Genomic DNA, 14,978 nt, shown 5'->3' on the forward strand with positions numbered 1-14,978 from the left:
AAGATGGACGGGCAACCAATCTTTACATTTCAGTCCAACCGTCAGGCGCCATTTTTGATCCACCTCTGGAAGTTTCGTTTCCAAATCTTGATCGTGAACCAGCCAATGCCAAAGTCCTTTTGATGAGTTTTGACCATGATGCCGGAAGATATGTCCAGGCCGGAACCGGCCACGTTAGTGCCGATGGAAAGACTGTAATCAGTGATCCTGACAATGGTATCCGGGTTGGTGCCTGGCACGGTTTTCCACCAGTCGCCCCTTCACCTGAAACTAACGGGACAGGCGGGGATGGAGATTCCCCAAGTAATTGCGATGCCTGGTTTTGCAGTAGCCCGGCAATCCCGTTAGGTGGTGGTATCTACCGCGCCAGTGTTCCCTCTCGTCTCTCAGTTTGCGGTTTTGAAGCCAAATGCTCTTGTCCAACTTGCGATGACTGCCCAGCTCAAAAGAAATTTGTTCCGAAACAAGCAACGACAGATACTTGCCAAGTCGAGATTCATTGGTTTAGAAGTGGTGATCAAGCAACAACTATCGGCTGTTCTGAAAATAAAAGTCCGGTAACCTTTGAGGTTCTATTAGGGCAACAGGTTAAGTTGAAAGGTGTTTCTAAACCTGGCTCACCACGGCAATCAAACTGGTCAATAGGTGGTGGTGAGATAATAAAAGATTTCTCAAGTTCAGAGTCCAAATCCGAAATAACCAGGCTTCCAGTGTCCGAGATTCAAAGTGACCAAGTTATCTTTTGCTTTGTTGAACCGAAAATTTACACCATACAATACACTGCCCTTGTAAATAATAAGGCATATACAGCAATAGCAAAATTTGAAGTCATTGTGCCTGGAATAGACATAGATAAAGATGTTAGTACAAGGTTTGGTAATTTTTTCGTTTATAGCGATTCAACCGGAGTACTTCGTGGGGGGCTTGGAAAATCTGGAGGAACACCTCAAGAATCTGGAATACAGTTCAAATTAAACTCGCCCTCAAACTACGAGATTCAATGGGTTCAACTTGTATTAACAGGAGATAGAGATTTTTGCTTAAATGATGAGCCGTATTTTTTGTTTGCTGAAGGCTTAGATTGTAATCAAATTTCTTGCTATCCCTACTCTGGAAATAAGGAAACAAACGACTCACCAAATATGGCGTTACCCGCTGGTGCGATTAAAGCAAGAGCGTCGGATTCATTTAAAATGTATTTGATGTACAAGCCAGATAAGAATTCTACCTGGGTTACGCTGGCAGTGATTGAATGGAACTGGGCATGTAATTTTCAATTTGTAAGTAATCATTGGGTGCCAGTTATATCGTCTCAAAAGAAGATGGTAACAAGCAAGACAAGTAGTCATGAATTTCCTAAATGGAATAAAAACGTGCGAGGCATGAGTACATTTACCAAACAACCGAAGTTTAGTTGTCCTTGGTAACCAATTACGGGTTTAGATCAATTGTATTAAGAGTAACAGATTTAAACAACATGAGGGTGATTTGTATGAAGAACTTGAGCTACTTAATAATATTCAGTTTAGTTGTGATATTAATGCTACTCTGGCTTTCAGTTCAAGAAAAGAAAAGTTCAGGTTTAACAAACAATTCCCAGAGCCGCCAAGAGGAAAAGAGTACTTTGACTGTTGAAAATAATACCCAGGATGAACTGTACCCTATAATAGAATGGGGGAGTCCAGTTGAAGGATTTCAGCTATCAATTGCTTCATCAAAATCTGAATATTCAAATGGGGAAACTATTAAAGTACGATTCTCGTTGAAAAATGTCACACAAAGAACTTTTTATTTGGGGCTAAGCCACAGTGTAGAAGAGTCTTACCCCTTGTTTATTTATCGGGATAGTAATGAGAAAATCGGATTAACTTTGAGAGGTGAAGAATTCATGAAGTTTTCTCGAATTTATGGCGGATCAATGGGAATATACCTAAAACCTAACGAAATATGCACAACCAGGTCAATTATAATTAACGAACTTTATGACTTGAAGATGCCAGGGATTTATTTTATATCAACAGAAACAGCCGTACCAAGGCTAAGTAAAAAGGGTAGCTCTATTGTAAAATCAGGAACAATTAAAATTGTTATTAGGAATAAATAGGTCATTGTTGTAACTAAAGCATTGCTGAGGGCTAAGTCTTTTAGTCAAACGTAAACCCATACAGCCCCTGAAAAAAAGAGAAGTGGTAAATACCAATGGTTCAACAAAATCATCGAAATTTATTTCAGTGGAAAACAATCGGACTTTGTTTGATTGTAATTCTTGTTCTTATTCCAATGGTTGCGGTTTTATCCCAAAATACACCTCAACCTACTATTTCGGGAAAAACCGCCACCGTCGCCCTCATCCCCTTTGGCTCAGTCAATGCCGGGCCATTCATCTTCAGCGTAGACTCCGACCATGACGGGATGCCCGATGATGCCGAACTCCAAAATGGCACCAATCCCAATAACCCACTTGACGCTGATGCCGACCCGGATGGCGATGGTCTGACCAATGGCGATGAAGTGACACTTGGGACAAACCCGAACAGTGCTGATTCCGATGGCGATGGGATTGATGACGGGACGGAAGTCCAGCTTGGCTACGACCCGAAAGACCCGGCGAGCTTCCCTTCGGACAATGGGCCAACTGTGGTTGCCATTGAAGTGACTCCACGTTCGATTGGGTTGAGTCGGTCGGCGATTCTTCCTCCGGACCCGGTTCAAATTACGGTCACGGGAACCCTCAGCACTGGCGAAACAGTTGACCTGACCAGCAACCCGGCGACCAGTTTTCAAGCCTTAAATCCAGCCGTGGCAACGGTTGACAGCTTCGGCAAAATTGTTGCCGTGAGCCCCGGTTCGACCACCATTCGGGTTCGCAATGCCAACCTGTCATCGGACATTCTGGTGGCGGTGTCGCAGGCGACATCGGGAATTGAGAAGGCACTCCGCTTGCCGGGATTTGCCAATAACGTAGACGTCAAAGACCGCTTCGCGTATGTCGCCTGTGGACTGGCGGGACTTCAGGTCGTGGATGCCCGTGACCCACAAACAGCACGTATCGTCGGTTCGGTCGAACTCCCAGGCAATGCGAATGATGTCCGGGTGGCGGGGAACTTCGCCTATGTCGCGTGTGGTGAAGGCGGCTTGCAGGTGGTGGATATTTCCACGCCGTCGAATCCAATCCTGGCGGGCGGCGCTCAGTTTGGACGGGCGGTGGATGTCGTGGTCAAGGGGAATTTCGCTTTCGTGGCGGCGGGTGAGAACGGCTTGAAAGTGTTTGACCTCAGTTTTGCTCCGTACATTTCTGAAATCGGCAGCTTCCCATTAACCGATCCAACCACTCAGTTTGCCAACGGTGTGGACGTGGATGAAGCCCGCCAACTGGCCTACCTCGCGGTCGCCAACGGCGGAGTGTACATCCTCGATGTGGCAACGCCGGCCAACCCGCAATTGCGAAGCATGGCCGAGGTTGGGTTGCTCAATGGTGATGTTGCGGCATTGGGAACAACCGCTCAGGTCATCGGGTACAGTGCCAACACGACGGGAGGGCCAATCGTTTCCATTGATACCCAGACACCGGAAGCTCCAGCCTATGGCGGCATTACCGACTTTTTCCAGGGCCGGTCCAGTGATGCTGAAGTTCGCAACGACCTGATGTTCACTGCCATCAATGGCGGCCCAACAACCGGCTTTATTCCCGTGTTTCGGCAACTCCCCGGCCAGGTAAAACCAGTCTATTTGGGAGCTTACACCTGCTTCAACCTTGCTGGATTGAATCCCTTCCCCTATGCCACTGGCATTGCGGTGGACAATTCACGAATTTACCTTACGGCGGCGGCTCGAACCACCAGTCAAAATGAACGCACCGGAGATACCGCCCTCCAAATCGTGAAGTATGGTGAAAATGATACCTCGGACATGGCTCCAGTGGTTGAAATCACCAACCCGGTGACCAGCGGTATCGTCGTTGGCAGTGAGCAGCTTCCGATTCGGGTGACGGCCACGGATGATGTGGCCGTGGTCGGCGTCGAAGTCAAAGTCAACGGCGTGGTGGCTGGAAATCTGACTGAGTCGCCCTACGAACTGGCATATCCAGTTCCAGTCGGAGGCCAATCGTTGGAAATTACCGCACGCGCGATAGATGCGGCGGGCAATGTCGGAGAAGCCCTCCCCGTCACGGTCACCATCGAAGCCGACCCGCTGACCTCCGTTGTCGGACAGGTGGTGGATGCGGGTGGAAATCCAATTTCCAACGTGTCGGTGACGCTGGATGGAGAGTCAATTTCAGGAATTACCGAAGGCGATGGCCGGTTCACTCTGCCGAATGTGAGCACCGTGCCGTTTGAACGAACCGTCTCTGTGACGGCGGTAGACAGTCTCCTCAACCGGCGCGGGCGTTCGGCTGCCGTGACGATGGTTCGCGGAGGCGTGACGGATGTTGGAATGATTCGACTGGCTGGCGTGCGTTCAGCCCTGCTGCCTTCGGGCCTGTCGGCACTCGGCGTTTCCACCTTGAATCAGGATGGACATTCAGATTTGTTCGTTGGATTTTCAGACCAGCCCAGCGAAATCAGGCTTGCGGATGGAAACGGCGAATTCCTTCCAGATTCGGCCTTTGCCTTGCCGTTTGAAACCGTGACGGCTGGAATTGTCGGCCCCAATCTCTTCGATAATTTGCTGGTTCAGCTTCCGGGCCAAAGCGGTCAGGGGACGGTGGTCCAGCTTGATCCAGCTTCGGGCGTGACGGGGACCACCACGTTTGCCACCGGACTGACCGGTGAGTGCGAGCAAATGGCACGTGGGTTGGACTTCCCAGGGTTTTCAGGCTCACAAAAACAGGTGCTCGCTTTTCTGCACACGACCGGAGGTACGCAACTGACCATCCGGGTTGAAACGGCCAGCGGGAATTTCGGCGATCCAATCCAGGTGCCGATTGCGGCGGGAATTCCGCTCCGAAGCCTGCATCTGCTTGATGTCACCCAGGATAACCTGGCTGACCTGGTTGCCGTGGCGGACATTTCGGAACTCGATACCCGGTTGATTGTGATTCCGCGCACCTCACCCACCACTTTTGGTTCACCGATTGAGACGCCGCTGGCCGTTCGAACCGCCGTGCCGACGCTCGGAACGGAAGACGTGGTGCTGGCGAACTTCGGCGGAAGTCAGGGGTTAGACGTGGCCGTGATGGGAGACGACCGGGTGCGGGTGTACGCCAATGATGGGACGGGGCGATACCAGATCCAGCGGGAAATTCCGTTGCCGGAAGGAATGACCCCGCTCTGTTTAGGCCGAAGTGAAACCAGAGGAATCGAAATTCTGACTGTTTTCCTGCAACCAGCCAATAGCCCAACCGAACGGGTGGTGTGGTTTGGAGACGGTGACGCGTTCCGGTTTGAATCGCCCGCCGGAAATGACGAATCCCGACTGAGAATCGGCAGTTTTGCCGGTGAACGGGACTTTGACCTGGTGATCGTCGAAGGCCGAAAGCTCACCACGCTGGTGGATGTTTTGAAAAACGATACACCTGAGCAGTAATGCCAGTTTGTAGTCAGTAGATCGTAGTCAGTAGTTCACTAACTTCAATTGATTGAATTACTTGACTGTTTTCTAAGACGATCACTTCATTCCAAAATGGTATAATACCATTTTGGAATGAACCTATCGCATTACGGGAAAGCTAAATCATTGGGAGAATTGTATTTCCTGAACCCTGAACCCGATACCCTGAACCCCAAATGGTATAAGACCAATTCTGGTTCAGGGGCAGAAGCACCAGATAAGGAAAATAGCCTGTGGTTTGCGATTATTTTACGGCTGGTTCACGGTTGGTTCACGGTAAATTGGAATGGATAGGTAACCAGCGGAAATCCATTCACAACCAGTTGAATGGTGTTCATACCGGGTATGAGACTCAATTGTGCTGGAGTTCCCTTCAAAATGAGTTTTGTTTCAGTTCGACGTTTGATTCGCGAACTCACATCCACCTGATTGATTTTGACCACCAGTGAGTCTTTATCCAACCCGTCACCAGTGAGCGTCAATTTATTTTCTTTAATCGTAAGGGACGAAATTTGTGGCTGCGGATCACTCAGTTTCTTTCCAATGGGACCAATTCCTGGCTTGCCTGGTCTTCCAACGCCTTTGACCACTCGCACAAACCCGTTGAAGTACAATTGATACAGGTTCCCCTGCTGGTCAAAAACAATACTCAGAAGGTCTCCGAGTGTTTCTTTCAGACTTATTACCACCGGGTCACGAGGCAAGGTGGTAATGATTCCAGTCCGGGCATCCACCCGACGAACGGTCCGCTCAGATGGTGAACACAGATAGAGATTGCCATCGGCATCAATGGCCAGGTCAGTAATCCACCCCGCCCCGGTTTCGGTTGCCGGCACGCCATCAGTCATGATTTCGGTTGACCGGTTCCCAGCCACATGAGTCATGGTTTTGGTCTGAGCATCAATTCGGCGGATCTGGCTGGTTGAATACAAATTGCTGATCACAAAGATATTTCCCCCGCCATCAGCCGCAAGTTCCTGGCAGTACCCACCCAGTTCATGGGTGCGGGCAAGCGTGGTTAGAATCCCAGTCCGGGAATCCACCTGGCGGATACGGTAACTTTCCCCAATGATCAGGTTAGAGGTGGGATCAGTGGTAATGCCTGTGGGAAACACCGGCGTCTGCAGCGCATACGTTCCTTCTTCCTCGGCCACAACAGACCCGTTTCCAGCTACCGTGGAAATGATGTTGGTTTGACGATCCACCAGACGAACTCGAGGGCCAATTTGTAAAGCCGGGTTTCCTAAATCAGAAATCAGCAAATTGTCATTTGGAAGAAAATGCAAATCGTTTACCTGGGCCAGATTGGCCTCTTCAGATGGGCCGCCATCCCCATCAAACCCAGGGGTTCCAGTTCCAGCAACCTGAGCAATCCGGCCAGTTTCGGGGGTAACTTGGAGAACTCCCGATGAAACGCCGAGGTAGACTTTTCCATCAGAATCCACATTCAAGGCCCGGACACTCGGAATCCGGGTATTGAAGGACAGCAGTTCCTCCAGATTTAGCTCGCGAGGATGTTCAGCGCCGGCAATGAGGGTGAGGCGCTGGGACTGGGCATCAAATCGCCAAATCCCAGCCTTGGATCCAATGTAAATGTTATCGTTGCCATCCAGTTGAATTCCAATCACTTCTGGCGGGCCACCCGCCTCCAGAAACTCAGGCGTGAGAAGGGTCGAAAGAATGCCGGTTTGCAAATCCACGCTTCGGACTCCACGATTGGGATACTCTCCAATGACCAGATTCCCTCTTTTATCCAGGGCGATACTTTTTGGAGTCATCCGGGCATTGGTGGCCGGCCCCCCATCGCCGCTATATCCCAAATATCCATTTCCAGCCACCGTGGTAATAACGCCGGATGCGGCATCAATGCGACGCACCCGGTAGTTTCCAACATCGGCAATAAACAGATTTCCGGCCTGGTCCAGGGTAAACAGCTTAGTTTTTATTACTCCGTTAAAATTGAACGTAGCCTGGGTGGCCGGCCCCCCATCACCACTTGACCCCTTTTGGCCTGTTCCAGCCACGAGTTGAATAATCTGGCTGTCAGGATTCAGGGAAAAGATCTGATTCAAGTCTTCAAAATAAAGCCGGTTGTTCTGGTCAATGGTCAACCCCTGGGCTTTGACCAGTAAGAATTTATCGGCGGGTGTCCCGTCCGTGCGGGATCGCCCTCCGCCAACCACGGTGGTAATAATTCCAGTGAGCGCGTCAACTCGGCGAATCCGCCGTCCGTTGTTATCAGAAATAAAAAGATTTCCAGCCCGATCCAAAACTACGTCATGGGCATCCACCAGCCTTGCCGCCCTGGCCGGGCCGCCGTCTTTAATACTCCCAGCGATATCCCCGCCAACAATCGTGGTTACAATCCGGGTGTCGGCATCAATTCGGCGGATCCGTATACCATCAGCGGTGTAAATATTGCCGAGGGTATCAACGGTAAAGAGCGAAGTTTCCAAAGAAACCGACGGATCAGTGGCCCTGGCGCCATCACCATTGTATGCCGCACCACCGACAATGAAACTGGCTTCTCCAGTCACCATTTCGTCAAGTCGTTTGGGAATAATCGTCAATTTGGCCTGGGAAATTTCCCCACGGTTTTGAACACTCAAGGCTCGTTCACCGGGTAAGAATTGAGGTGGGACTCGAAACCGAATTTCAGTGGCTGACACGACGTTCACGTCAGAAATCGGTGTATTTCCAAGCGTGACAATGCTTTCCGGAGCAAAATTTTCACCGGTGATCGTAATTTCAGTTCCGCCGTCAATACGGGCAGTATCCTGGCTTAATGACAAAATCCGAGGCGCTCCAACTGCCACCACTTTCAGCGATTCTTCTTCAAGTGCGTCTTGATCAAGGACAAAACTCCCAATCTGATTGACCGAAACGCTCACGGGTTTCATAAAGGTGACCCCCGGCTGGGCCAGTTCAATCACTTCCGGCAATTTGCCCAGGGGACGCAAAACCACATACACCCCGGATTGATCAACCACATTCAGGTTGCCCACGGTGTCAAAGCTCAGGCTGCTCGGTTGACGAAATACGATTTCATCACGGGGGTTATCCATCTGGCGTAAGGATTGAATCGCGACGCCACGCGTACTCGACGCAACCCCAATCGTGGTCACCTGACCAGAGAAACTTCCATCACTCGCTCGGGCGAGTTCGATCAGGCGAATCCGGTTATTTCCTTCATCAGCCACACCCAAAGTACGACCATCACTACTCAGCGTTAACCCAGCCGGGCGGAAAAAGCGGGCATCTGACCCAGGTCCGTCCACTTTTCCCGATTCACCTGGATATCCCGCAACCAGGCGTACCTGTTGGGCCGCCAAATCCAGATAATAAATGGCATGATTGTCGGTATCAGCCAGAAACAAATTGCCTCCGGCTTCGACGGCAACTCCACGTGGGCTCCATAACCGCAAATTCGAAAGGGAAAGAGTACCCGTCTGGTCAAATCGTGGTGTTCCTGGAAGTCCAATTCCAACAATAGTTTGAACCTCATTGGTAAAGGTAATTTTGCGCAGGCTATGGTTGAGTGTATCCGCGATATAAACCCCGCCCGTGGTGCTGTTATCAATGCCAATGGCCGTGGGGCCGGCAAACAGGGATTGAGATCGCAGGCCATCTCGGATACCACGCACATTCTTACTGCCAGCAAAAACCTCAAATGAAGAATTAAGCGCACTGTCAGCCCGCATAATCACATTCTGCAAGGGGTTGCTCAAATAGATCTGGCCTTTGCCATCCAAGCGGGTTTCACCGCGAACTTTTTCCCCTTTCCGTTTCTCAACCCGCACCACGGTGACAAAAACCGAGGCCGCCTGTCCGTTCCTGGTAACCGTGACGGTGGCAAAACCACGCTTTTTTCCTTCAACTTCACCCGTGATGGAATTTACTTCGGCGATATCTGGACTTCCAGAACTCCATCGCAGCCCGGAAAGCTGGTTTCCATCTTCATCGGTCGCGGTCAAAACAATCCGATTTCCTTCATTGACCACTGGTCGCCGCTGGCTGATTTTGAGGATGAGTTGAGTGGAGCGACCCGGCAAAGCCAGAGATTTTTTCAACCGTGAATTCATCCAAACTGATGGCGTTACCAGACACCCAACCAGGATGACTATGGCTGATACCAGCCCGAAAAGTATGATTCTTCGATACATACAGGGTACACTTCGCTTCTTATGAAAATTGAGGATCCAACTGCCGAACGCGTTATCGGTCAAGGAAATGTGGTGCGAACCAGTGTGGGAGAGAGATGAGGAAACAGTACCTCTCAGAATAAAATTCTGATTTGTTCACTTCATAACGCGTAAAAAATGACAATTCATTCTCATGCGATGGGCTTCTTTTTGCGGATGAAGTGCCGAAAATGAAGTGGTCGTTTGAGAGAAAATCAGATTTCGGTGGTGAGGAACGGATGTCGGATACGGCCAGGGTGATCTGATAGATTGGCGTTCAGAAAAAGTTGCACTTTTTTCGATGCCCCCTCACTGTATCGTGCGAATGTTCACCGGTTTTTCACGCGTTATCAGTGAAGGGGGTGTCTCTTCAATGTTGTTACAAAATTGCATTCTTTTCCTCATTTTATGCGGTTTCTTCTTTTGAAAATTGTATCCGTATCCCCAAAAGGATTTCTCTTTCAACTTACTCTGTTCATTGGGCTTACCTGTTTCACTTTCCAAGTCTTGCATCTGGCGGGATGGACAACGGCTCTGGCTCAAACCGTTACGGGAACGGTTGTGGGCCAGGTAATTGACCCGGATCAAAAACCCCTGGCCGAGGTGGTTGTCCGCCTGACCAACCTGATCAACGGGTTTGTGTATGCCCAACGAACCACTCGGGATGGACTGTACCGAATTGAATTGCTCCCCGCCGGGCGGTATCTGATCACGGCTGAAAAAGAAGGGTTTCAACCAGCGGCAATTGCTGAATTTGTGGTTGAGGTCAACCGGGAAAAATTGATCAAACCGCCTCCGATTCAGCTTCTTCCAGGGACCAGCCAGCAACCCGTGACTCAAACCCAAGGCATCACCCAGGTGAATGGCAGCGACGCGGCCTTACGCTGGAGCAGTACTTCCGAATTGATCCAGGGTCTTCCGCTGGCTGGACTGCGCACCTTTGATCAACTGGCGTTGCTGTCACCTGGTGTGGCGCCACCACCAGCCACACTGGGGAGCACCGGCCCTGGAATCGGTCCTGGAACCGGCACGGCAGGTCAATTTTCAGTCAACGGTCAACGCAGCCGGAGCAATACTTTCACCATTGATGGTTCCGACAACAACGACCAGGAAATCGGCGTTCGACGGCAAGGGTACTTAATGCCGGTTCCGGTGCTGGTCGAGGGCACCGCCGAAGTTCAGGTCACCACGCTGCTCGCCAATACTGAAGCTGGCCGAAATGCCGGCGGCCAGATTAATGTCGTGTCCATGAGTGGCGGAAATGCAGTTCATGGCGAACTTCATGCCTTTTTGACCAACGCCTCCGTTAATGCCCGCGATGCCTTTGACCTTGCTGGGCCTGGAAATCCACGGAAAAACCCGTTCACCCGGAGCCAAACCGGCGGGTCGGTTGGGGTTCCCCTCCGTCCCAATCAGCTCCAGGCTTTTTTTGCATTTGAACGCCTGGAGTTGCATCAGACCCAGGAACATCATTTTGTGGTGCCCACCGAACTTGAACGCCAGCGCGGCCTGGTTCTGGCGAGGAACCGCAGTCAGTTGGGTCGGGATATCCTGTCGCCAACCTTTTTCCCATTGCCAAACCATCCGGGCGGTCCTTATGGCGGAAATACATTGACCCAACTGCTTCCGGCCTCAGGTGAAGGAACGCTTGTTAACGCCCGGATTGACGGACGGACACATCTGTTTGGATATTCCTCAACGGCCAATCTTCGATATGCCCTCACCGACGACAGCCGAACGCTTCCGGCGGTTGATCAGGCATTGCATGCCAGCGTCCAGGCCCGAACCCGAACCCACAATCTGGCTCTGATTTTGAATACTGAAGTTTCCCCCCACTTCGCCAATCAGTTGCGATTTTCGTTTGGACGGACCCACCTGACTTTTGACGAACTGCCTGACAGTCCATTTGTCTTTCAATCATCTTCAACCGGCCAGGATTTGACCGGTGATGGCATTCCGGATGGACGAAGCGGCCCAATTGGACGGCTCGTTCTCTCACCGTTTAGTTCACTTGGTGTTGATCCGTACACCTTTCCCCAAACCCGAGCGACAAATACCTTTCAAGTGGCTGACACCGGCATCTGGTCCGGTGGTCGCCACACAATCAAATGTGGCGTTGACCTGCGACGGGTCCAACTCAACAGCCGTCTGGAGCGAAATTATCGTGCCCAGGTGGCTTTTACTTCCGGCTTAATCGGATTGCAGGATGGCACCCTGCGTGGTGCCAGCGGCGTTGATTTTGCCGCTTTCGGGTTGCCCTCCGACACCTCGCAATCGCTGGCCTTGACCCCAGATCCAACCCTTGGCCTGCGGTTGCTTGAACTGAACCTGTTTTATACCCATCAACTCCGGTTGACGCCCCATATCTCGCTTGAATATGGCCTCCGATATGAACGAAACACGGTGCCGACCGATGTCACGGGAAGGCTTGAGCGGTCATTGCAGGTCACACCAGGGGATTTACCTGCGTTTGACCCGCACGCCCCGTTTGTTCAGAGTTTTCTGAAAGCCCTGCAGGCTCAGCAACAGATCTTGGCGGGTCGGAAAAAGATTTTTGACGCGGATGGAAATAACCTTGCATTCCGAATCGGTGTGGCCTGGGATCTTTCAAAACACGGACGAACGTCGCTCCGGGGTGGGTACGGCATGTTTTATGACCCACTCCTCACAACGGTGGTCAGCCAGTCGCGCAATGCCTTTCCAAATTTTATCCCGGTCAATTTCGGTGCTTCGGTGTTGTTTCCCAACCGATTGAGCGCCAACCCGGCGTTTTTGCGGCTGGGAGATAAACTGCAACAGCCGTTGATTTTGCCGGGAACGCTCAACACGATTGGGTTGCCTTCCGCTCAATTTGTTTCGGGGATCGGACAGGTTTTCACGGCTGGCGGTTTCTTTGTCGGGTCGGGCTTTGGCGCCGGAATCACGTTGCCGGCCAAAGATTTACAATCGCCGTTGACCCATCAGTATGCGGTTTCACTCGAACACGTCATCCACCACAACCTGGTGGCTAGCGTCGCACTGGTGGGCACTCACGGGCGCAACCTCCTGCGGGTGCGGACACCGAACGGTGGCCAGTTTTCCCCGATTGGGCTCAGGTTAGTGCCTAACGCAGACCCACTGGTGGTGCCATTGCTGAGACGGCCCAATCCGGATTTGGGACCCGTGACCATATTTGAGAACTCCGCCGCCAGCGATTATCACGCGTTTCAAGCCTCTTTGATGCAACGGTTTCGCCAGGGTCTTCAGTTTCAGATGGCCTACACCTATGCGCATGCGCTGGATGATGTGTCAGATATTTTTGACGTGGCAGGAAGTTCGTCACTGGCACAAGATGAAACTGAACGGGGTTCGTCACTGCGAACTGAACGCGCAAGTGCAAATTTTGACGTGCGCCATCGGCTAACGACGGCCTGGGTATGGCCGCTTCCCTTTCGAAAATGGAAGGTCGCACAGGGGATGGAACTGTCGGGCATTGTGACACTGCAAACGGGACAGCCATTTACGGTTATCACCAGCCTGGACCCGAATCTGGATGGCAATCGAACCGACCGGCTGGCAACCACCGCTGGGATCCTGATCCAAAACCAGGGCCGAACACGGGTGTCTCTGATTCCGGGCCTGGATCCGCTGACACTGGTGGTTCCATTCAATCCGCTTTCGCCCATCAACGGCCAGGTTGGACGCAATACCTTTCGGGCTGCGGGCGTGGCCACCCTTGATCTGGCATTGACGAAATCATTGGCACTGCCCCACCAGCACACACTCGGCCTCCGAATCGAGGCGTTTAACCTGATGAATCGAACTCATTATGGGGTGCCGGTTCGCGTACTGGAGTCACCCGCGTTTGGAAGTTCGGTCACCGCTTCCGTTCCAGCCCGGACCATACAATTCGCCCTGCGTTATTTGTTTTGAATCGGCCTGACGGTAAAGCCATTGATCAGAAAGGCTTCGCCGTTGGGCGTGGCAAACCCGATATTGCCACAGGGAAACAAATTCAGCCCGTCCTCAAAAAACCCGATGGAACTCTCTTCGCCGGTTTGCGCCGAGGTAATCCAGTGCTGGACTCGATTCCCCTGGATGCGAAGGCGAACCCGGTAATCTTCACCAACTTTCAACGCCGGTATAATCGGCTGGGCTGGAATCAAAGCGTCGTTGAGATCAAGCTTTCCATTGCGGCACAAAAACGTCTGGAGTTTGTTTGGAGCGCGTCCATCAGGACCGTTCACACAAAACAGATAGTAGTTGTTCTCGTTTTGAATCCGGACTGCCCAGGCAGCCCCCTTCCCGCTTACCAGTCGAAGCCCAAACACCACATCAGAATCACAGAACCGTTTGTTGCGGGGTGTCCCAAAGGTATTTTCCCCCTGAACCCGCACCAGTTCCGGCCCTGCCGTCCATTCTTTCGGGGCATTCCAGTATTTTAATCCTTCCTGAAACGAATCCGAAAATTCAACCGTGGTGGGCAACAGGGTTAGTGGGGACTCCAGCGAAGATTGTTCGCCGGGAGATAGAGTAAGCGTCGTCTGAAAAGGTTCGTACCCATCCTGCTCAAGATGGATGTGAGCCGGGATATCTGGGGGAACCATCGTCTTGACCCAACCCGTGGTGGGAATGACTCCAATATTCGAGCCATTGACATACACCCGCGTGCCAGGGAGCGATTTGACCAGCAGCATTGCCGGTTCAGAACGAAGCGCAACCATCACCACGGTTGGCTGGTCAACCTCAATGGTCACCGGAGTTGTAAACACGGTTTTTCCAGGCTGGGTAACCTGCACCTGATGCTCACCGGGTGCGACTTTGAGACGGAATGCCCGGTCGGCATGCCGAATCAAGGCTGAAGTTGCAATGGGCTGGTTATCAATCTGAATCTGGGCCTCACTGGTAGCATCCTGAAAATTGAGTTGCAACCACCCAAATCTGGCTTTCAAGCTGGCTCTGACGGGTCGGGTTTCACCACCGGTGATGATAATTTCCTGCCGCCAGGGTTCATATTCAGCCTTTGTGACTTCAATCTGGTGTTTGCCGGCGGGGAGCACAACCGGTTTTTTGAGTGAGCCATCAGCCGTTGTTTTCCCAACCGCACGGCCATCAATCAGTACGGCTGCCCCCGGTGGGTTTGACACAATCATCACTTTGCCTGACGTGGCGGCTTTGCGGGGTTCCACGCCAACCACTTTGCCTGATTTCAACTGCACGCGGGGGCGTTCTTTCTGTCCAGACACAGGCATACGCAGTACCAGAAGC

The 14,978-nt window shown here is 51.6% G+C and carries 6 protein-coding genes; 4 read left to right on the forward strand and 2 right to left on the reverse strand.

Translation table 11 applies throughout. The features are described from left to right. From HY774_28935 to HY774_28945, 3 genes are all read left to right on the forward strand, one after another. Positions 1 to 1,427: hypothetical protein (locus HY774_28935; protein ID MBI4752537.1), on the forward strand; the 1,427-nt coding region annotated here is incomplete at its 5' end. 65 nt (positions 1,428 to 1,492) lie between these two features. Then, entirely contained in the window at positions 1,493 to 2,104 is a 612-nt protein-coding gene (locus HY774_28940; GenBank protein ID MBI4752538.1) for a hypothetical protein, read from the forward strand. A gap of 149 nt (positions 2,105 to 2,253) precedes the next feature. Continuing rightward, the gene (locus HY774_28945) at positions 2,254 to 5,526 is read left to right on the forward strand and encodes a hypothetical protein (protein ID MBI4752539.1); all 3,273 of its coding nucleotides are present in this window, start codon (positions 2,254 to 2,256) and stop codon (positions 5,524 to 5,526) included. 284 nt (positions 5,527 to 5,810) lie between these two features. Here HY774_28945 and HY774_28950 read toward each other — a convergent pair whose 3' ends face one another. After that, positions 5,811 to 9,713 (reverse strand): IPT/TIG domain-containing protein, encoded by a 3,903-nt coding sequence (locus HY774_28950; GenBank protein MBI4752540.1) that lies wholly within the window; start codon positions 9,711 to 9,713, stop codon positions 5,811 to 5,813. Positions 9,714 to 10,238: 525 nt separating this feature from the next. Here HY774_28950 and HY774_28955 point away from each other — a divergent pair. Beyond that, entirely contained in the window at positions 10,239 to 13,643 is a 3,405-nt protein-coding gene (locus HY774_28955; GenBank protein MBI4752541.1) for a carboxypeptidase regulatory-like domain-containing protein, read from the forward strand. On the opposite strand, the gene HY774_28960 is transcribed toward HY774_28955, so the two are convergent. After that, positions 13,631 to 14,962, reverse strand: coding sequence for a PEGA domain-containing protein (locus tag HY774_28960; protein MBI4752542.1), 1,332 nt, complete (start codon positions 14,960 to 14,962; stop codon positions 13,631 to 13,633). The two genes, HY774_28955 and HY774_28960, sit on opposite strands and share 13 nt — an antisense overlap. Between the last annotated feature and the right edge of the window lie 16 nt (positions 14,963 to 14,978).

It is taken from the genome of Acidobacteriota bacterium, from assembly GCA_016208495.1.
Classification (GTDB): Bacteria; Acidobacteriota; Blastocatellia; order Chloracidobacteriales; family Chloracidobacteriaceae; genus JACQXX01.